Below are 18,016 nucleotides of genomic sequence, written 5' to 3' on the forward strand. Positions count from 1 at the left end.
CGAGGCAATGCAAAAGATAGCGGCGGATCGCTTGATGTCGTTCCAGGATCTCAAGCCGTCCTCGGCGCTCGAGCTCAAATCGTATGACATCGATCATTTCGGTGAGACCGAGAAATACGCCGGCGCATCGAGCATGCCGTTGTCTGTCGGGACGACCGCGATCATGCGTGCCCGGCTCACCTTGCCGACCCTGACCCTGTCGCTGTTGAAAACCTTCCCCCGGATCATTCGCGGCTATCAGCTCACCAATGCTGCCGCAGTGGTGGTACCGATGGATCACGTGACCTCTGCCCGCATAAACGGGCAATCGACCGGCGGTTCTGTTGTCATTCTAAAAGGCGGTTCAGATTGCTTGGTGCATGAGCCGGAGGGGCGTCTGCTGGCGGTGGTCTACTTCAGTCCATCCGGGCGGGAGCCATTGCCTGAATTGAGCGATGGATGCCATTTGCTGAATCCGGCGCCGGACGTGCTTGCCTCGCTGCGCCGTCTGATCTCGATCTCGCTTGAAACCGCGGCAAATGACCCGGACTTCCTGAATGAGCCGGCTTCGCAAACGATTGTCGAACGGTCACTGCTCAGCACGATGGATGCGGCGATCTGGTCCAGTGTCGCAAGCGCACCTGCGTCGTCCACCACCGAGCATTATCGGCGGATCGTGGCTGATATGGAAAAACTGATTCGGCGCGATCTGATGATCTGGCACAAGACCACCGAACTGGCGGAACAGGCGGGCGTGTCGGTCCGGACTCTCCAGAGTGCGACACGGGCCATCTGCGGCATGAGCCCACATCGCTATAGCCGGGTCTTGCGCCTCTGGTCGGTACGCAAGCAACTGCGCACCGGCCGAGCAGGCCGGAGTGTGAAGTCCTGCGCGCTTGCGCATGGTTTCTGGCATCTCAGCGAATTCGCAGCGAGCTACAGAGAGGCTTTCGGAGAGTTGCCTTCGGAGACCCTGAACCGATCGCTACGAGGCGAATAGCAACGTGCCTTAGCCGCGTTCGCCACCCCAGTCGCCCAGCACCGCCTGCACCAGCGCCAGCGCGGCCACCGCGGCGGTGTCGGCCCGCATGATGCGGGGTCCGAGCGCCAGCCGCAGGATTTTCGGCTGCCGCAGCAGCAGGACCCGCTCTTCCTCGGCAAAGCCGCCTTCGGGTCCGATCAGCACGTCGATTCCCTCCCCGGCGCGTGCGGCTTGCAAGCTCCGAATGGGGTTTTCGAGCTCCGCCGCCTCGTCGCAGAAGATCAGCAGCCTGCCAGCGGCGCGCTGGGTCAAGAAGCGCTCCAGCGGCACCGGCTCGGCAACGGTGGCGATGCTGAGAATGCCGCATTGCTCGGCCGCCTCGACGACATTGGCGCGCATCCGCTCGGTATTGACGCGTGAGGCCTGGGTGAATCGGGTCAGAACCGGCTGCAGGCTGGCGGCGCCCATCTCGATGGCCTTCTGCACCATGTAGTCGAGCCGGGCATGCTTGAGCGGAGCGAAGATGTAGGCGAGGTCGGGCAGCCGGTCCTGCGGCCGGGTCTGCTGGAGGATGACGAGACCGTCCGGCCGCTTGCGGCCTTCAATGGCGGCCTGCCACTCGCCGTCGCGGCCGTTGAACGCCAAAACCTCGGCCCCGGCGGCAAGCCGCAGCACATTGCCGAGATAATTGCTCTGGTCGCGGTCGAGCTCGACCCTGCCGTCCTGGGCAAGCGGGGCGTCGACGAACAGGCGGGGGCCGCGGAAATCGTGGGAAGGCATCGTCAAAGGTCCGATTTGCCGCCGTTCTTAACCGAAAGCAGTCCTTTCGGGGTAAATTTTGCCAAAATGGTGCGTCGGCGCGCCGCGCTCCCGCCCTATTCAACGGGTTGTTAAGGTCCGGCGGGAATCGTAAAATCGCGAGCACGCCGGTTGCGCTTCAATTGGGAAGACGCCGAACCCCGCAAGCTCCTGCCGGAGAGACTGCCTTGATGATCCGTCATTTGATGGTTCCGATCACTGCCGCCATGGTCACGATGGGCGCCGTTGGTGCCTATGCGCAGGGCTTCCCCGCGCCGCTGCCGGGCCAAGCCCCAACCAGTTCCGCCTTCCCGCCCGTCAATGGCTCGGCGCCCGTCGCCTCCGTCGGCGGCGCGCCGCAATCCTCCTTCCCCGTGAATGGCGCCGCTCCTGTCGGTGGCGCCGGCGCCTTCAGCGCGGCCCCGCCGACGCAAGCCGGTCCCGGCGAGGACTGCATGAAGGCGTTCATGCCTCTGCGCGAAGATGCCGAAAAACGCGGCAAGCTGATCAAGGCCGCGAGCGACCGTCACGCCCCGCCTGACGAGGCCTGCAAGCTGATCCGCAACTTCAGCCAGGCTGAGACCAAGATGATCAAGTACATCGAGGCCAATGCCTCGAAGTGCGGGATTCCGGCGCAGGTCGGCGCGCAGATGAAGGACGGCCACAAGAACACCGAGGCCATGGCGGCGAAGGTCTGCAATGTTGCGCAGCAGATGCAGAACCAGCCGCGCGGACCGGCCGGTCCGTCGCTGAGCGAAGTGCTGGGTTCGGGCTCGCCGCCCGAGGCCAATGCCGGTAAGAAGGGCGGCAGCACCTTCGACACACTCAACGGCAACGTCCTGACGCGATGAGCGACACGTCAGCCCGAGTTGCCGATTCCACCGGCAACTGGGTCGATACGCGTGCGCCGCAATGGGCGCGGCCTTATCTGCGCTTGTCCCGCTTCGATCGTCCGATCGGCTCCTGGCTCCTGTTGATGCCGTGCTGGTGGTCGGCGGCGCTCGCCGCCGGCATGGCCCATGACGTCCGCGGCCTGCCGCTCACCATCGTCCTGTTCTTCATCGGCGCCTTCGTCATGCGGGGGGCAGGCTGTACCTGGAACGACATCACCGACCGTGACCTCGACGACAAGGTCGAGCGCACCCGCTCGCGGCCGCTGCCCTCCGGCCAGGTGAGCGCGAAGCAGGCGCTGGCGTTCATGGTCGCGCAGGCGCTGATCGGGCTCGTGGTGTTGCTGCAGTTCAACCGCTTCGCGATCCTGACCGGCATTGCCTCGCTGCTGATCGTCGCGATCTACCCGTTCATGAAGCGCATCACCTGGTGGCCGCAGATCGTGCTCGGGCTCGCGTTCTCCTGGGGCGCCCTGATGGGATTTGCCGTCACCTTCGGGCGGATCGATGTCACCGCGCTCGTGCTCTATGCCGGCGCGATCTCCTGGGTGATCGGCTACGACACGATCTACGCGCATCAGGACGCCGAGGACGATGCGCTGATCGGCATCAAGTCCACCGCGCGCCTGTTCGGTGCGCATACGCACCAGGCGCTGATACTGTTCTACGGCCTCGCGGTGCTGCTGATCGGCGTGGCGCTGGCGTCGGGCGATGCGCGCTGGCCGGCCTGGCTCGGACTTGGGGCCTTCGCCGTGCATCTGGCCTCGCAGATCGGGCGGCTGAATATCAGCGATGGCGATCTCTGCAAGCGCCTGTTCTACTCGAACCGCGACGCTGGGCTGTTGTTGTTTGCGGGTTTGCTGGCCGACGCGGTGATGCGGACGGCTTAACTCCGGGCGATGATCTCGCGCTCATCGCGATGCACCGACAACTCCCGTGCGACACCGGTGCGGCGGCGCATCAGAAATTTCGGACGGCGGTCGCGAATCGGGTTGGCGCGGCGACGGCGCGGCGCGGGCTGGCGTGCGCCTTCGTCGAGCTGCGGAAGTGCGAACAGCTCGCTCCAGATTGCCCAGGCCTCAACGAGTTCGTCGCCGTCGGCGCTGACCAGCAGCGGAATGGAGAGCGAGGGATCGCGATGAACGAGGACGAGGGTCTGGGCCTCGTCGTTGCCGCGCAGCGCGACGCCGGTGAAGTCGCTGACGCGAACATTGATTGCCATCCGCATGCCGCGGACGGCACGGTGCAGCACGACACGTTCGCGATGAAGCTCGATCTGCCGTACATATCCGTCGGCGCGCGGATCATGCGCATCGAAGCGGACCGGAAGGGAAAGGGGGTCGAGCCGCAGGGAGCGGCTCGACCCGGCGGGAGCGATCCCGCTTGTTGCTGTTTGACGCCTCACGGCTTTAGTTCTCCCCGCCAGGATTATGTTCCCGGTCGATGCGAGGACCTTAGCGCGAGCCTTTCCGAAACCGCTTAAAAAGGCTGGTTAATCCAACCTCACCGCCGCGCATGATTGACAAGACCTTGGCGCGCATGATTGACGAGACGTTGCGCGCAAGGTGCGAATCTGAGCTTTTGGTGGGCTGAAAATGCTTGAAGTCCGCGCGATCAGGGCACATCTGTGGGTTCCGGTCCCGCAGCCCGCCCCAACAGGATTTCGTTTGTGAACCCTTCACCAAGCTCGACGCTTTCGCCCAAGGATTCGTCCACAGCCAGCCGCGACCTGTTCGACCAGTCTGCGCTCTCCGATCTCGCGCAGCGGCTGGTGGAGGCTGCAAGGCGCGCCGGCGCGGATGCGGCCGATGCAGTCGCCGTGCGTGGCGTCTCGCAAGGCGTCGAGGTCCGCGACGGCCGCGTCGAGGAATCCGAACGGTCCGAGGGCGACGATGTCGGCCTGCGCGTGCTGGTCGGCCGCCGTCAGGCGGTGGTCTCGACCAATGATACCAGCGGCGATGCCGTGACCAAGCTTGCCGAGCGAGCGGTTGCGATGGCGCGCGTCGCGCCCGACGACAAATATGTCGGCCTTGCCGATCCGGCACTGCTCGCGCGCGACTTCCCCGATCTCGATCTGCTCGACCCTGACGTGCCCGCGACCTCGGAACTCGAGCGTCGCGCGCTCGAAGCCGAGGCTGCGGCGCTTGGTGTGAAGGGCGTGACCAAATCCGGCGGCGCCTCGGCCTCCGCCGGCATGGGCGGCATGGTGCTCGTCACCAGCACCGGCTTCCACGGTTCTTATCTGCGGTCCAGCCAGGGCATCTCCGCCACCGCCATTGTCGGTGACGGCACCGGCATGGAGCGCGACTACGACTTCACCTCGGCGCCGCATGGTGTAGACCTCTTGTCACCGGAGATCGTCGGCCGTTCCGCGGGCGAGCGCACCGTGGCGCGCTTCAATCCTCGCAAGGTCGAGACCTGCAAGGTGCCTGTGGTGTTCGATCCGCGCGTCGCGGGCTCGCTGGTCGGTCACGTCGTCGGCGCCATCAATGGCGCTTCGATCGCGCGCAAGACCAGCTTCCTGAAGGACACGCTCGGCCAGCAGCTGTTCGCCAACAACATCCGCATCATCGACGATCCGCTGCGCAAACGCGGCCTGCGCTCGCAGACGTTCGACGCCGAAGGCGTCGCCGTGAAGAAGATCGCGCTGATCGACGAAGGCGTGCTGACGACCTGGCTGCTCGATTGCGCGACCGCGCGTGAGCTCGGCCTCACCACCACCGGCCATGCCCACCGCGGCGTGTCCTCCTCGCCGTCACCCGGCCCGTACAATCTGCATCTTGAACCCGGCACGCCGACGCCGGCCGAGCTGATCTCCGACATCAAGCAGGGGTTCTACGTCACCGATTTGATCGGCTCGGGCGTCAACGGCGTCACCGGCGATTACAGCCGCGGCGCCTCCGGCTTCTGGATTGAGAACGGCGAACTCACTTATCCCGTGAGCGAGGTGACGATCGCCGGCCATCTGTTCGAGATCTTCAGGTCGATGCAGCCGGCGAACAATCTCGAGTTCCGCTACGGCGTCAATGCGCCGACGGTGCGCATCGAGGGTTTGACGCTTGGCGGACGTTGACGCGAACGCAACCGGTGAAGCCATCCTGACGCGCGACGCGGCGCTGCTGCAAGAGACGGTGCGGGAGGCGGGCGCACTCGCGCAGTCGATGTTCCGCACCGAGCTGAAGAAGTGGACCAAGGGCGCGTCCTCGCCGGTCTCGGAAGCCGACATTGCCGTCAACGATCTCCTGGAAGCGCGCCTGCGCGCGGCGACGCCCGACTATGGCTGGCTGTCGGAGGAGAGCGCCGACGACGAGGTGCGGCTGTCGCGGCGGATGACCTGGATCGTCGATCCCATCGACGGCACCCGCAACTATCTCAATGGCCATGACGAATGGTGCGTCAGCGTGGCGCTGGTCGAGGATGCCTCGCCAGTGCTGGCCGCGGTGTTCGCGCCGACGAGCGAAGAGTTCTTTTTCGCCGCCCGCGGCCAGGGCACGACCCTCAACGAGGTGCCGGTGCGGGCGACGTCGGGATCCGAGCTTGACTTCTCGCGGGTCGCGGGTCCGAAGCCCCTGGTCGAGCGCCTGAAGCCGTCACTGGGCGAGATCAAGCTGCATCCGCGAATCGGTTCGCTCGCGCTGCGTCTGTGCCGGGTCGCTCATGGCGCGCTGGATGCGGCTTTTGCGGGCGGCAACAGTCATGATTGGGACCTTGCGGCGGCGGATTTGATCGTGCAGGAAGCCGATGGTAGGATGAGCGATCTCTCCGGAGATCCCATCCTCTATAACCGCCGGCAAGTCACGCATGGGGTGCTGGTGGCAGCGGGTCGCGATCGTCATGCGAACATTGTCTCGCATTTTCGAAACCGCCCCTTGCCGTGAAGCGCTTTCTCGTGCTTGTCGAACACTGCTTTGCCGGGCAGCCCGTTAGGAACAGAACCGATGCCAGATAGTGCCCCGCAACAACTGCTCCACCTCGTCGTCGGCGGCGAGCTCGTCGATCTCGAGCACAACACCTTCAAGAACCTCGACGACGTTGAGATCGTTGGCCTCTATCCGAACTATGCGACCGCGCACGCCGCCTGGCGCGCCAAGGCGCAGAGCACGGTCGACAACGCGCAGATGCGCTATTTCATCGTCCATCTCCACCGGCTGCTCGACCCGAATCAAGAACCGGCGCGTTGAAAAAGCTGCTTCGCAATACGCTGAGGAGCAGCTTCGTTCAGCGTGCCGTCGGAATCCTGGCGGCCGAATATCTGCGTCTGGTCTGGCGGACGAACACATTCACGTTCGATCCGCCTGACGTCTATGACCGCGTCGAACCGCAGATCCCGGCGATCTTCGCCTTTTGGCACGGCCAGCATTTCCTCACCCCCTTCATCAAGAACAAGGACTGGTACAAGGCCAGGGTCCTGATCTCCCGTCACCGCGACGGCGAGTTCAACGCGATTGCCGCCGAGCGGCTCGGCATCGGCACCATCCGCGGCTCCGGCGACCATGGCGGCGCGTTTCACCGCAAAGGCGGGGTCGGTGCCTTCAAGGAAATGGTGCGGACGCTCGAGGACGGTTGTAATGTCGCGCTGACCGCTGACGTCCCCAAGCGCTCGCGCGTGGCTGGGCTCGGCATCATCATGCTGGCACGGGAATCGGGGCGGCCGATCATGCCTTTTGCGATGGCGACCAGCCGCTTCGTCCGGCTCAAGAACTGGGACCGCACCACCATCAACCTGCCGTTCGGGCGGGGCGCGTTGGTCGGCATCAAGGAAATCCACGTTCCGCCGGATGCGGACGCCGCCACCATGGAAGCGCTGCGGCTCGAGCTGGAGGAGACCTTGAACGAGGCGACCCGCCGCGCCTATGCGCAACTCGGCCGGCCGGGACCTGCAGATGCCTAAATCGCTACCGGGCTCGCTGCCGTTGACGCTGCGGATGTACCGGCGCCTGGCGCGCGGCCTGGTGCCGCTCGCGCCTGTGCTGATCAAGCGGCGCCTGAAGCAGGGCAAGGAAGATCCCGCGCGCGTCGGCGAACGGCGGGGCCTGTCCCGGGACGTGCGACCGCACGGTCCGCTGGTCTGGATTCACGGCGCCAGCGTCGGCGAGGTCCTCGCCGCGGCGGCCCTGATCGAGCGCTTGCGCGATCTGAACCTGCGCATTCTGCTCACCTCGGGCACCGTCACGTCGGCTGCTATTGTCGCAAAGCGCTTTCCGCCCGACGTCATCCATCAATACGTGCCGTATGATTCCCCGCGCTACGTCGCGCGCTTCCTCGACCATTGGAAGCCGTCGCTGGCGCTGTTCATCGAATCCGATCTCTGGCCGAACCTGATCCTGGCAGGCGCTGCGCGTCGCGTGCCGATGGTGCTGATCAACGGGCGGATGTCGCCGCGCTCCTTCCCGCGCTGGCGCCGCATGCAGGGCACCATCTCGGCGCTGCTGTCGCGTTTCGACATTTGTCTGGCGCAGTCGAAGACCGATGCCGAGCGCTTCTCGGCGCTCGGCGGCCGGGACGTCGTCACCACGGGCAATCTCAAGCTCGACGTGCCGGCGCCGCCGGCCGATCCTGCCAAGCTCGAACGGCTGATGGCGATGACGCGCGGGCGTCCGATCATCGTCGCGGCCTCGACCCATCCGGGCGAGGAGGAGATGCTGGTGGCGGCGCATCGCAGCCTCAGCGGTTTCTTCCCGCAGCTCCTGACCGTGATCGTGCCGCGCCATCCGGATCGCGGCTCCTCGATCACAGGCCTGATCACGGCGTCCGGCCTGAAGCCGGCTCTGCGCTCGCGCGACGAGCTGCCGACGGCGACCACCGACGTTTATATCGCCGACACCATGGGCGAGCTCGGCCTGTTCTATCGCCTCTCGGACATCGTGTTCATGGGCGGATCGCTGATCCGCCATGGTGGCCAGAATCCGATCGAAGCGATCAAGCTCGGCGCGGCCATCGTCCATGGTCCGCACGTCTTCAATTTCGCCGACGTCTACGAGGCGCTCGATCACAGCGGCGGTGCGCGCCAGGCCGACACGCAGGAGCTGCTGATCAAGCAGCTCGGCCAGCTGCTCGCCGATCCTGCCGTGCGTCACAAGATCCAGCAATCGGGCGCCGGCGTGGTCGAGGATCTCGGCGGCGCGCTCAACCGCACCATGACCGCGCTCGAGCCTTATCTTCTGCAGTTGCGGATCGAGATGGGGGCCGCCAATGCGTGAGCCGGCCTTCTGGTACCGGCCACGTTCGCTCGAATCGTACGCATTGGGGCCGCTGGGTGCGCTCTACGGCGCGATCACCGAACGGCGGATGCTGCGCGCGGGCGTCGACGCCGGCATCCCCGTGATCTGCGTCGGCAACTACCATGTCGGCGGCGCCGGCAAGACGCCGACCGTGCTGGCGCTGACGAAGCTCCTGCGCGAGCTCGGCGAGACGCCGGTGGTGCTCAGCCGCGGCTATGGCGGTAGCCTCAGGGGCCCGGTAATGGTCGACCGCATGCGTCACACCGCGTCCGACGTCGGCGACGAGCCGCTGATGATGGCGCGCGACGTTCCCGTCACGGTCGCGCGCGACCGTCTCGACGGCGTCGTGCTGGCGAAGTCGCAAGGCGCCACCGTGATCCTGATGGACGACGGTTTCCAGAACCCGCGTCTTCTCAAGGACACCTCGCTGATCGTGATCGACAGTGAGCGCGGCCTCGGCAATGGCAAGGTGTTTCCGGCCGGTCCGCTGCGTGCGCCGCTGAAGGCGCAGCTCGCGCGCACCGACGCGCTGGTCGTGATCGGCGGCGGCCGCGCCGCCGACGATGTCGCGGCCGAGCTAGCCAGGCGCAACAAGCCGGAACTGCGCGCGCGGCTGAAACCCGACGCCGAGGCGGTCGCAAGACTGTTGGGCAAGCCGGTGTTCGCGTTCGCCGGCATCGGCGATCCCGAACGGTTCTTCCGTACGTTGCGCGCCCGCGGCATCGACCTCGCGCGCACGCGCGCCTTTGCCGATCATCACATGTTCTCGAACGAGGAGATCGCAGCCATCGCTGCGGAGGCGGGGCGCGAGCAGCAAACATTGGTAACGACGGAAAAGGATCTTGCTCGCCTGCACGGCCGTGAAGGCGTGCCGGATGACATCGTGCCTTTCGCGGTGCAGCTCGAGTTCGATGACCCGGTTGCGCTTCGGCAATTGATCAGCGATCATCTCTACAAGGCGCGCGAGCGGCGGTTTTCCAGGCGATGATCTCGTAAGGTGGGCGAGATCTGATCGGGACGACATGTCGCACTGATGAATTTCCTTCCGCACGTTCGGGAGTTGATGTAGCCTCGCATGAGAGCCGTCACCGGGACGTGCCGAACTCCCGGAAATCATCGACGGCGTTTATGCCCACGGCGGGCAGTACCTTCATCATTTCAGATGCAGCGGCCGTAACGACGAGTTCGGAACGGCAGGGAAAGTCATTGCCAAAAACCCAGAGGAGAACATGCCATGCATTTTTGCCTCACCGGACAATACACACCCCGCGCTCTCAATGCCATTTTGGAGAACCCCAAGACCGATCGTCAGGAGGCGGCAAGAAAACTCATCGAAGCGGCCGGCGGAAAGCTGATTTCGATGTTCAGCGTTGCGGCCGACGGCCCAGGCGTGTTGGTGATTTTCGATGTGCCTGATCCGGGTGCGGCTCCGGCCATCTCCGGCCTGACCGTCACGGCGGGCACCCTGCAGAACGTGAAACTGACGCGGCTGTTCACGCAGGACGAGATCAAGCAGGTCCGCCAGAACGCGGCGAAGCTGCGTTCTTCGTATACTCCGCCCGGAAGCTGACATCCGGATCTAAAGCGAAGCCGCCGCAGTCGAAGGAAGCGGCGGCAACGCTCACCTCACAGCAAGAAGCACGTCTGCAACCGAGGCAAGGCGAAGGCCTTCCAGCCTGCGTTGACGAACCATGCTGTCCGGTGCGTGCTGCGTCCGCGGCGTTCAGCAGTCAATCATGCTCACCACGCCCCAACGGCCATCAATCCGATAATGGTCAGGCACGAGACGCAGGCCACCATGGCGGTATAGTACTCGGGTGTATTCATTGCTGCCTCCCAAACTGTTGCCAACTGCTTGGTCACTGCTACGGGGAGAGATCGCCGGTCTCGGGCCGCTTCAATTCGGCGCGCGGCGACCGGTCTTGCGTTGTGCGTCCGTCCTCTCATCGTCACCCTGATCCGGATGATGATGCGCGTCGAGAGCTTCAAAGCGTTCAGCTGCGATCAGAAGCTGTTTCCGCATTTCAGCGAGGCGGGCGCGGCAATATTCACGATAGAGCAGGTCTAATATGGTGGGCATGATCACCCCCATCGTTGATTTTCGATTACAGATATTCCACCGCAAATTTTCGAGGTGATCGTAGCCCGACAGATGGCTCTTCGATATGAGCCCGTTCACAGACTGCGCCAATTCCAGAGCTCAGTGGCCGCTTGGCTGACTTGATTGTCTGTGCGATAAAAAGAGCAGGGCCAGTTACCTAAGATGAAGCATAGCGGCGCTTTGTTTCACCAAGACTTCGTCAAACAACCTAAGAGCGCCAATCGCAACAAAGAATCCAACCACAACGCGAAATAACTAACCATGGAGTGCAAGCACTCTTCGATGCAACGCGGATTGGCATAACGGAAATCATCTCGGCTGTGAGAGCAGCATTTCTGATGCGTCCGAACATGCCTCGTGAAAAAGCTGCACCGCTCGTGCTATGCCGGCAGGGCAGCTGCGCTTTGCCCATCGACAGCAGCCTGCCATTCAGGCGCCATTCATCGCAAGCTCCTATCGTTTTCAGACGCTCAGGAGAATGCGATGAAGTTGCCGTCCGCCGCCGTTGCCGCCAGTCTTGTGGGTCTGATCATTGCGCCGGTGTTTGCACAGACGGCACCGCCGGCGGCGTCCACCGCCACAGTGCCGGTCCCCGCGACCAAGCGCGTGACGTGTCTTTCCACGACGGCAAGCCTGAAGGGACAGGACAAGCGCGACCAGATGCAGCTCTGCATGGCGCAGGCGCGGCTCGATTGCCTGAAGCAGGCGATCGATCAGAAGATCGTCGGCGAGACCAGGAAGAGTTTCATCAAGACCTGCGTGGGCGCGGATGGCGCGGAGCAGCGATAGACGCGCGGCTGCGGCCTCACGCCTGCGGCTTGGGCGCGCCCGGGTAATGCCGCTCGAGCACGGCGGCGGGCGTGGCGTAGGCTTCCTGCAGGTCCACGCTCCAGTATTTCAACTCGTCGAGCGGAATGCGCGTATCGGTGATCGCGCAGCGCACGAAGGTCCCCGGCGAGATCACGCGGAAATCGCCGTCGAGATACTGCACCTGCGCTTCGCCATGGCCCGAAGGGCCGAACTTGTTCAGCACGGTCGAAAGTCTCCGTGGAAGGCCGCTCCGGGATCACCTGGGAGGGCACGATGTGTTGGACGGGATGTAGCACAGATAGGGTGGCTTGTCCGCCCGGTAAACCCACCGGTTTGTGATGTTTTGGCGGCGTTTCCGCATGATAGTGCTTGAGCGAAGGATCCAACGGCAAAGTTCGATGCGCCTTCCGTTCACCGCCCTGTTCCTGACCTTCCTGCTCTCGGCCGCGCACGGCTCGCCGGCACCGCAGCCGGTCGAGATTCCGCTGGCGTCCGGCGTGCTGCATGCGCAGCTCTACAAGCCCGAGGGCACCGGGCCGTTTCCGACCGTGATCGCGCTCCACGGCTGCGGCGGCCTCGGTGGCCATTCCGATTCCGTCCTGCCGCGCTATCGCGAATGGGCCGAGCGGCTGCTCAAATCCGGCAACGCCGTGCTGCTCCCTGACAGCTACGGCTCGCGCGAGCTCGGGCCGCAATGCCGCGTCAAGGAGATCCACGTCAAGGCGCGGCGCGAACGCGTCACCGATATCGCGGCGTCGCGCGCCTGGCTGATGAAGCAGAGCTGGGTTGCGCGCGACCGTGTCAGCCTGATGGGCTGGGCCAACGGCGCCAGCGCGCTGCTCTGGGCCGTGCGTCCGCAAAACCTTGCGCGCGAGACGGGTCCGGATTTCCGCGCCGCGATCGCGTTCTATCCGGACTGCAGGATTTCCGCCGGCCTCGGGTGGAGCACACGGGTGCCGACGCTGGTGCTGATCGGCGGCAATGACGACGTCTCGTCGCCGCCGGCCTGCCGCCAGATGGTCGAGGGCGCGCATGGCCGCAGCGCGCTCGCGCGCATCGTGGTCTATCCCGGCGCCTATCACGACTTCGACCGCGCCAACACGCCGCTGCACGCAGCGAGCGGCAGCACCGACGCCGCCGCGCCCGAGCACGGCCATCTCGGCACCGATGCGGCAGCGCGCGCGGAGTCGCAGAAGGAAGTGGCGGAGTGGCTGGCGCGGTGATGGCAGTGCCGTAGCCCGGATGAGCGTAGCGATATCCGGGTAGGCCTGTCCCGCATGTCGCTGCGCTCATGCGGGCTACATGTGGCGAGCGGGCTCGCCGCGCCGTAGCTCGTGAGAAGCGAAGGCGGGGCCGCCGAAGGGAACAACAGCGGACAGCCCCGCATCGACCACCGCCCTGCACGGAAAATGGCCGACCGTGACTCTACGGATCGCGCGCCGTTGTGGTTTCAGCCCGTGACGACGCCATCATTCGACCACGATGTCGATTAAACGCAATCCCATGCGCAACCGCTTCGTCCTGTTCTCCTCCGCCCTGATCGTCTTCACCGTCGCGGTCTTCCTGTTTGAAGCCCATGCCGGCGCGCCGCAACGCGCGCCGGAACATTGCGGCTTCTGGACCACGATCGACGCGGGATTGTCCTGCCGCTGAGACGCGCAGTCTTGTAGCCCGGATGAGCGTAGCGATATCCGGGGCCGCTACTCCCGCATGTCGCTACGCTCATGCGGGCTACGACAGCGAGTTCGTGACACGCGTCCCACACACTCACTGTCATCGCCCGGCTTGACCGGGCGATCCAGTACGCCGAGGCGGTTGTGATGGATCGAGAAGCCGCGGCGTACTGGATTCCCCGCTCCTGTGCGCAATTGCGCACAAGGCGGGGAATGACAGCCAGGGTGGAACGCCGCCCTCCGCCTAAAACAAATTCCCCTGATCCACCGGCTTGCCCACGCGCTTCGGCGCAGGCTTGGCGTCCTGCGCGGCTGGCTTCGCTTGCGCCGGCGCGCGCTTCGCTGCAGCCGCGGGCCGATCCGCATCCGCGGTCGCACCGACACGGCCATCCGCAAACTCGATCTCGACCCGTGCGCCGGGACCGATCTCATTCGCCGAATGCAGCGGATGGCCGGCCTCGTCCCGCACCAGGGCAAAGCCGCGCGCGAGCACGCCGCGATAGGACAAGGCGGAGAGCAGCTTGCCGCTGTTCTCGACGCGGGCATCCAGCCGCTGCAACAGCGTCACCAGCGCGCGGCCCGCGCGCTCGGCAAGGCGATGCGTGCGCTCGCGCTGGCGGTGAATCGCGTTGCGCTGCGCCTGCGCATTGGACAGTTTTGAGGCGCGCAAGCGCACCTCCAGCCCGGCAAAGCGGTCGCGCCGCCGCCGCAAGAGCGAGCGTGCGGATAGGCCGAGCCGTTCGCCGCACACGGTGAGGCGATGATCAGCCTGCGCGATCTGGCCGTGCAGCACCCGCAGCGTCAGCTTGGCGCCTGCGGCGGTGAACCTTCGGAAATGCGCGTGGGTGTTGGCCTTGAGGCAGCGGGGCAGGGACGCACCCGCCGAATCCAGCCGCTGCCGCGGGATCGCCAGCAAATCGCCGGCGGCCGGCAGCGCGCGCGCGGCGGCACGCAGCTCGCTGCGGCGGCTCTCATGGCCGCGCTGCCAGCAGGACCGGGTACGTCGCCCGAGATCGCCGACCTCGACAAAGAGATCGCTGCGCACCGGCACGGCCATCTCGGCCGCCGCCGTCGGCGTCGGTGCGCGCTTGTCGGCGACGAAATCGATCAGCGTGATGTCGGTCTCGTGCCCCACGGCCGAGATCAGCGGGATCATGCTCTCGGCCGCGGCGCGGACCACGATCTCCTCGTTGAACGACCACAGGTCCTCCAGCGAGCCGCCGCCGCGCGCGACGATCAGCACGTCGGGGCGCGGAATCCTGCCGCCCTCCGGCAGCGCATTGAAGCCGCGGATCGCGGCCGCGACCTGCTCGGCCGAGCCTTCGCCCTGCACCTTGACCGGCCACACCAGCACATGGCGGGGAAAGCGGTCCTCCAGCCGATGCAGGATGTCGCGGATCACGGCGCCGGTCGGCGAGGTCACCACGCCGATCACCTCCGGCAGCCACGGCAGAAGCTGCTTGCGCGCCTCGTCGAACAGGCCTTCGGCGGCGAGCTTCCGCTTGCGCTCCTCCATCAGCGCCATCAGCGCGCCGATGCCGGCCGGCTCCAGCGCCTCGATCACGATCTGGTATTTCGAGGAGCCCGGATAGGTCGTGAGCTTGCCGGTGGCGATGACCTCGAGCCCCTCCTGGGGCTTGAAGCGCATGCGCCCGTGCACGCCCTTCCAGATCACCGCCTCGATCTTGGCGCTCTCGTCCTTGAGCGCGAAATAGCAATGGCCGGACGAATGAGCCCCGCGGAAGCCGGAGATCTCGCCGCGGACCCGGACATGGCCATAGGTGTCCTCGACCGTCCGTTTCAGGGACTGGGAGAGCTCCGAGACGGTGAATTCGGGAGTGTTGAGCAGGGGTTCCGCTGAAGGCATCGGCAAACGATTCGGCATGTGGGGATCAGACCCGACGTTAAGGATTTTTGCAGCGCCGCGCCAATCCGGGTATTGACCAAAAGAGTACTCTGCAATATAGAGTTCTCTATAGCTGAATAGGCTGAGAGGAGTAGATCATGGCAATTCGAGTGCTGCGCGGCGTTGTGAACGGGCTGAAATGGGCCCTGTGTGCGGTCGGCTGTGTGGCGCTGATCCTGGCTGCCATGATCGCAACGCCGCTGGAGCGGCCGCCGGAGATGAAGTCGGTCTCCGACTCATCGAAGGGGATAGACTGGTCCACGCTGCCTCCGCTCGAGCGCTTCCAGGCCCGCGACGGCACCTGGATCGGTTTCCGCCACTACGCTGCCAATGGTCTTGCAACCGGCCGTGGCGCGATCTTCATCCACGGCTCGTCCGGCTCCAGCGGCACCGTCAATCATGCCCTGACCCATGCCATCGCCGCGCGCGGCGTGGAGACCTGGGCGCTCGACATCCGCGGCCATGGTGGCTCCGGCACGCGCGGCGATATCGGCTATGTCGGCCAGCTCGAGGACGACCTCGTCGACTTCGTCGCTCAAATCCGCAAGACCGCGCCGGAGCTGCCGCTCACCTTGATCGGCCATTCCGCCGGCGCCGGCTTCTCGCTGCGCGTCGCCGCGACGCCGATCATGCAGGACATGTTCGTGCGCACCGTGCTGCTCGCACCCTATCTCGGCTATGACGCGCCGACCAACAAGCCGCATGCCGGCGGCTGGGCCAATGTCGACCTGCCGCGCTTCTTCGCGCTGGCCACGCTGCGCAAGATCGGCATCGACTGCTGTTCGCAGCTTCCGGTGCTCGCGCTCGCCGTGCCGGCGAGTTCGGCAAAATATCTCGTCGCCACCTATTCGGACCGCCTGACGCGCAATTTCGCGACGCGCGGCTATCGCCTCGATCTTCCGGCGGCGACACGTCCGGTCACGATCTTCGGCGGCGCCGAGGACGAGATGATGATCTCGGATAAATATGCAGAAACCGTGCAGGCGGTGAAGCCATCGGTCGACGTCAAGATCATCGACGGCATCAACCACATGGGCATCGTCACCAACCCGAAGGCGATCTCGGTCATCGCCGACGATGTGGCGACGCGCGGGACAGGGCAGTCATGATCGACAGCAAGGAAGCCTCCGCGGCGCTGGCCGATATCGACGACATCGTCCAGCGCGTGAAGCAATCGCAGCTCTACGAGCTGGCGAGCCACGCCGCCGTCTGGTGGGGCGCATTGGTGTTCGCGGGCAATCTCGTGACCTGGCTTTGGCCGGTCTATGCGGGCTACGCCTGGGTTGCCGTGGACGTTTTGGGCGCCGGCGGTCTGGTGGTGCTGCGCATTCTCAATCCGCCGCATCACCCCCATGGCGCCGCCTTCAACATCAGACTGCTTCTGGTGTTCGCGCTGTTCTTCGCCTTCGGTTATCTCTGCACCAACGTGATCGGTCATTTCGGTCCGCGCCAGCTGGGCACGTTCTGGCCGCTCTACTTCATGCTGTTCTATTCGCTGGCGGGTCTCTGGTTCGGCTATGCCTTCATGGCGATCGGTCTCGGTATCTCCGCGCTGACGCTGATCGGCTATTTCTACATCGGCGAGGCGTTCCCGCTCTGGATGGCCTTCGTCAATGGCGGAGGCCTGATCCTCGGCGGCCTCTGGATGCGGCGGATCTGATGGCCGAGCTCGACGACATCATCCACCAGCCGTTGCGGCTGAAGATCATGGCGGCACTGAACGCGCTGCCGGCCACCGCAGGATTGGAATTTTCCCGGCTGAAAAAGCTCACCGGCGCCACCGACGGCAATCTCGGTGCGCATATCGAGACGCTGGCCAAGGCGGGCTACGTGTCGGTGGAGAAAGCCTTCGTCGGCAAGAAGCCGCAGACCACGGTGACCGCGACCGCTGCGGGGCGCGGAGCGTTCGCGCGGCATGTGGCGACGCTGCAGGAGATTATTGCGGGGAAGCAGGGGTAGGACGTACTCATAAATGTCGGCTTACCAACGCAAAGCGGAAGTCTCCCACCTCGGGCATGATCGATGGCTTGTGACCCGAAGCTGACCTGCGAGGCTCGCCCGTACAACGATAGTCCATATCAATTGGGGATTGCCGGCATTGCGATGGCCGATTGCTGCGGGTCCAAAGCTATCTCGATACACGCTCCTTCAAAACTGTCCGCACCTTCAAGTGCCAGAAGCTCATTGCGACGATTGAGGGCACCCACGACATCGATTAATCTATGTTAAGGCCGCGCCCGTAACTGGGAGGTAAAATGTTCCCAACGGGGAAGGCGTGCGATGGACTACCGCGCTTATATCATGGGCGAGGACGGGCGGATCAGCGGCGTTCATGAGATCGATTGCGCCAACGACGACGAGGCCACAGCCAAAGCGAGACAGCTGCTCGACGGCCACGATTTAGAAGTGTGGCACAGAGATCGGCGCGTCACTGTTCTCAAGCACCACACAAGACAGTAAGGCCGCTCAGTGGCGGTCGCGGCCATGCAATGTCCCCGGTCAGGCGGCCCTTAGCGGACATGCTCATCAGCTTGTCCTGACGCCGATAACCGCCACAGGACTAAACCGCTCGCGCGGTAGGCACGACGGCCGGCAGCGCGGCTGAGAGGATAGCGCAACGAGGCGTCCTGTCTTGAGATGAGGGGTTCGCAACCTT

The 18,016-nt window shown here is 64.9% G+C and carries 22 protein-coding genes; 17 read left to right on the forward strand and 5 right to left on the reverse strand.

The window, feature by feature from the left end; all coding sequences use genetic code 11:
- The first annotated feature begins 34 nt into the window (after nt 1-34).
- Nucleotides 35-979, forward strand: coding sequence for a helix-turn-helix domain-containing protein (locus IVB36_RS11655; RefSeq protein WP_240543985.1), 945 nt, complete (start codon nt 35-37; stop codon nt 977-979).
- Between the two features lie 9 nt (nt 980-988).
- Here IVB36_RS11655 and IVB36_RS11660 read toward each other — a convergent pair whose 3' ends face one another.
- Nucleotides 989-1,741, reverse strand: coding sequence for a 16S rRNA (uracil(1498)-N(3))-methyltransferase (locus tag IVB36_RS11660; protein ID WP_018453443.1), 753 nt, complete (start codon nt 1,739-1,741; stop codon nt 989-991).
- A 209-nt stretch (nt 1,742-1,950) separates the two neighbouring features.
- Between IVB36_RS11660 and IVB36_RS11665 the strand changes: the two genes are divergently transcribed.
- Nucleotides 1,951-2,610 (forward strand): hypothetical protein, encoded by a 660-nt coding sequence (locus IVB36_RS11665; protein WP_085350104.1) that lies wholly within the window; start codon nt 1,951-1,953, stop codon nt 2,608-2,610.
- Nucleotides 2,607-3,539, forward strand: coding sequence for a 4-hydroxybenzoate octaprenyltransferase (gene ubiA / locus IVB36_RS11670; RefSeq protein WP_018453445.1), 933 nt, complete (start codon nt 2,607-2,609; stop codon nt 3,537-3,539). The genes IVB36_RS11665 and ubiA overlap by 4 nt, the downstream gene beginning before the upstream one ends.
- On the opposite strand, the gene IVB36_RS11675 is transcribed toward ubiA, so the two are convergent.
- Complete coding sequence (locus IVB36_RS11675; RefSeq protein WP_018453446.1) at nt 3,536-4,054, reverse strand: DUF6101 family protein; 519 nt, start codon at nt 4,052-4,054, stop codon at nt 3,536-3,538. The genes ubiA and IVB36_RS11675 overlap by 4 nt on opposite strands.
- Before the next feature lie 264 nt (nt 4,055-4,318).
- Here IVB36_RS11675 and IVB36_RS11680 point away from each other — a divergent pair, with 264 nt between their 5' ends.
- From IVB36_RS11680 to IVB36_RS11710, 7 genes are all read left to right on the forward strand, one after another.
- Nucleotides 4,319-5,722, forward strand: coding sequence for a TldD/PmbA family protein (locus IVB36_RS11680; RefSeq protein ID WP_018453447.1), 1,404 nt, complete (start codon nt 4,319-4,321; stop codon nt 5,720-5,722).
- Nucleotides 5,709-6,527, forward strand: coding sequence for a 3'(2'),5'-bisphosphate nucleotidase CysQ (locus IVB36_RS11685; protein WP_018453448.1), 819 nt, complete (start codon nt 5,709-5,711; stop codon nt 6,525-6,527). The genes IVB36_RS11680 and IVB36_RS11685 overlap by 14 nt, the downstream gene beginning before the upstream one ends.
- Before the next feature lie 60 nt (nt 6,528-6,587).
- Nucleotides 6,588-6,830 carry a DUF4170 domain-containing protein gene (locus IVB36_RS11690; RefSeq protein ID WP_007596929.1) on the forward strand — a complete coding sequence of 81 codons (243 nt, stop codon included), beginning with the start codon at nt 6,588-6,590 and terminating at the stop codon, nt 6,828-6,830.
- Nucleotides 6,827-7,540 (forward strand): lysophospholipid acyltransferase family protein, encoded by a 714-nt coding sequence (locus IVB36_RS11695; protein ID WP_018453449.1) that lies wholly within the window; start codon nt 6,827-6,829, stop codon nt 7,538-7,540. The genes IVB36_RS11690 and IVB36_RS11695 overlap by 4 nt, the downstream gene beginning before the upstream one ends.
- A complete protein-coding gene (locus IVB36_RS11700) occupies nt 7,503-8,849 on the forward strand; it encodes a 3-deoxy-D-manno-octulosonic acid transferase (protein ID WP_018453450.1) in 1,347 nt (448 codons plus the stop codon). The genes IVB36_RS11695 and IVB36_RS11700 overlap by 38 nt, the downstream gene beginning before the upstream one ends.
- Nucleotides 8,842-9,858: a tetraacyldisaccharide 4'-kinase gene (gene lpxK / locus IVB36_RS11705; protein ID WP_018453451.1), complete on the forward strand. Its 1,017-nt coding sequence runs from the start codon at nt 8,842-8,844 to the stop codon at nt 9,856-9,858. The genes IVB36_RS11700 and lpxK overlap by 8 nt, the downstream gene beginning before the upstream one ends.
- A 246-nt stretch (nt 9,859-10,104) precedes the next feature.
- On the forward strand, nt 10,105-10,440 hold the full coding sequence (locus tag IVB36_RS11710; RefSeq protein WP_007596925.1) for a GYD domain-containing protein: 336 nt from the start codon (nt 10,105-10,107) through the stop codon (nt 10,438-10,440).
- A 327-nt stretch (nt 10,441-10,767) separates the two neighbouring features.
- Here the strand turns inward: IVB36_RS11710 and IVB36_RS11715 are convergent, their stop codons facing one another.
- Nucleotides 10,768-11,049: a hypothetical protein gene (locus IVB36_RS11715; protein WP_231190246.1), complete on the reverse strand. Its 282-nt coding sequence runs from the start codon at nt 11,047-11,049 to the stop codon at nt 10,768-10,770.
- Between the two features lie 405 nt (nt 11,050-11,454).
- Between IVB36_RS11715 and IVB36_RS11720 the strand changes: the two genes are divergently transcribed.
- Entirely contained in the window at nt 11,455-11,760 is a 306-nt protein-coding gene (locus IVB36_RS11720; RefSeq protein ID WP_018453454.1) for a hypothetical protein, read from the forward strand.
- Between the two features lie 16 nt (nt 11,761-11,776).
- Here the strand turns inward: IVB36_RS11720 and IVB36_RS11725 are convergent, their stop codons facing one another.
- Nucleotides 11,777-12,004: a DUF2093 domain-containing protein gene (locus tag IVB36_RS11725; RefSeq protein WP_007596922.1), complete on the reverse strand. Its 228-nt coding sequence runs from the start codon at nt 12,002-12,004 to the stop codon at nt 11,777-11,779.
- 175 nt (nt 12,005-12,179) lie between these two features.
- Between IVB36_RS11725 and IVB36_RS11730 the strand changes: the two genes are divergently transcribed.
- Complete coding sequence (locus IVB36_RS11730; RefSeq protein ID WP_018453455.1) at nt 12,180-13,004, forward strand: dienelactone hydrolase family protein; 825 nt, start codon at nt 12,180-12,182, stop codon at nt 13,002-13,004.
- Nucleotides 13,005-13,263: 259 nt separating this feature from the next.
- Nucleotides 13,264-13,434, forward strand: coding sequence for a hypothetical protein (locus tag IVB36_RS11735; protein WP_198293346.1), 171 nt, complete (start codon nt 13,264-13,266; stop codon nt 13,432-13,434).
- 264 nt (nt 13,435-13,698) lie between these two features.
- Here IVB36_RS11735 and xseA read toward each other — a convergent pair whose 3' ends face one another.
- Nucleotides 13,699-15,321, reverse strand: coding sequence for an exodeoxyribonuclease VII large subunit (gene xseA, locus IVB36_RS11740; protein ID WP_026232534.1), 1,623 nt, complete (start codon nt 15,319-15,321; stop codon nt 13,699-13,701).
- Between the two features lie 137 nt (nt 15,322-15,458).
- Between xseA and IVB36_RS11745 the strand changes: the two genes are divergently transcribed.
- From IVB36_RS11745 to IVB36_RS11760, 4 genes are all read left to right on the forward strand, one after another.
- Entirely contained in the window at nt 15,459-16,469 is a 1,011-nt protein-coding gene (locus tag IVB36_RS11745; protein ID WP_026232535.1) for an alpha/beta fold hydrolase, read from the forward strand.
- Nucleotides 16,466-17,020: a hypothetical protein gene (locus IVB36_RS11750; RefSeq protein ID WP_247299349.1), complete on the forward strand. Its 555-nt coding sequence runs from the start codon at nt 16,466-16,468 to the stop codon at nt 17,018-17,020. The genes IVB36_RS11745 and IVB36_RS11750 overlap by 4 nt, the downstream gene beginning before the upstream one ends.
- A complete protein-coding gene (locus tag IVB36_RS11755; protein ID WP_018453460.1) occupies nt 17,020-17,319 on the forward strand; it encodes a transcriptional regulator in 300 nt (99 codons plus the stop codon). The genes IVB36_RS11750 and IVB36_RS11755 overlap by 1 nt, the downstream gene beginning before the upstream one ends.
- Before the next feature lie 321 nt (nt 17,320-17,640).
- On the forward strand, nt 17,641-17,820 hold the full coding sequence (locus IVB36_RS11760; protein WP_018453462.1) for a hypothetical protein: 180 nt from the start codon (nt 17,641-17,643) through the stop codon (nt 17,818-17,820).
- The last annotated feature ends 196 nt before the right edge of the window (nt 17,821-18,016 follow it).

Origin of the sequence: Bradyrhizobium sp. 35 (genome assembly GCF_023073215.1) — a bacterium.
In the GTDB taxonomy this organism is placed as follows: domain Bacteria; phylum Pseudomonadota; class Alphaproteobacteria; order Rhizobiales; family Xanthobacteraceae; genus Bradyrhizobium; species Bradyrhizobium canariense_D.

Coding starts and splice junctions, on each gene's coding strand:
- IVB36_RS11720 (WP_018453454.1), top strand. CDS start 11,455: ATGAAGTTGCCGTCCGCCGCCGTTGCCGCCAGTCTTGTGGGTCTGATC.
- IVB36_RS11755 (WP_018453460.1), top strand. CDS start 17,020: ATGGCCGAGCTCGACGACATCATCCACCAGCCGTTGCGGCTGAAGATC.
- IVB36_RS11750 (WP_247299349.1), top strand. CDS start 16,466: ATGATCGACAGCAAGGAAGCCTCCGCGGCGCTGGCCGATATCGACGAC.
- xseA (WP_026232534.1), bottom strand. CDS start 15,321: ATGCCTTCAGCGGAACCCCTGCTCAACACTCCCGAATTCACCGTCTCG.
- IVB36_RS11745 (WP_026232535.1), top strand. CDS start 15,459: ATGGCAATTCGAGTGCTGCGCGGCGTTGTGAACGGGCTGAAATGGGCC.
- ubiA (WP_018453445.1), top strand. CDS start 2,607: ATGAGCGACACGTCAGCCCGAGTTGCCGATTCCACCGGCAACTGGGTC.
- IVB36_RS11700 (WP_018453450.1), top strand. CDS start 7,503: ATGCGCAACTCGGCCGGCCGGGACCTGCAGATGCCTAAATCGCTACCG.
- IVB36_RS11760 (WP_018453462.1), top strand. CDS start 17,641: ATGGACTACCGCGCTTATATCATGGGCGAGGACGGGCGGATCAGCGGC.
- IVB36_RS11735 (WP_198293346.1), top strand. CDS start 13,264: ATGTCGATTAAACGCAATCCCATGCGCAACCGCTTCGTCCTGTTCTCC.
- IVB36_RS11665 (WP_085350104.1), top strand. CDS start 1,951: ATGATCCGTCATTTGATGGTTCCGATCACTGCCGCCATGGTCACGATG.
- IVB36_RS11690 (WP_007596929.1), top strand. CDS start 6,588: ATGCCAGATAGTGCCCCGCAACAACTGCTCCACCTCGTCGTCGGCGGC.
- IVB36_RS11730 (WP_018453455.1), top strand. CDS start 12,180: ATGCGCCTTCCGTTCACCGCCCTGTTCCTGACCTTCCTGCTCTCGGCC.
- IVB36_RS11710 (WP_007596925.1), top strand. CDS start 10,105: ATGCATTTTTGCCTCACCGGACAATACACACCCCGCGCTCTCAATGCC.
- IVB36_RS11660 (WP_018453443.1), bottom strand. CDS start 1,741: ATGCCTTCCCACGATTTCCGCGGCCCCCGCCTGTTCGTCGACGCCCCG.
- lpxK (WP_018453451.1), top strand. CDS start 8,842: ATGCGTGAGCCGGCCTTCTGGTACCGGCCACGTTCGCTCGAATCGTAC.
- IVB36_RS11655 (WP_240543985.1), top strand. CDS start 35: ATGTCGTTCCAGGATCTCAAGCCGTCCTCGGCGCTCGAGCTCAAATCG.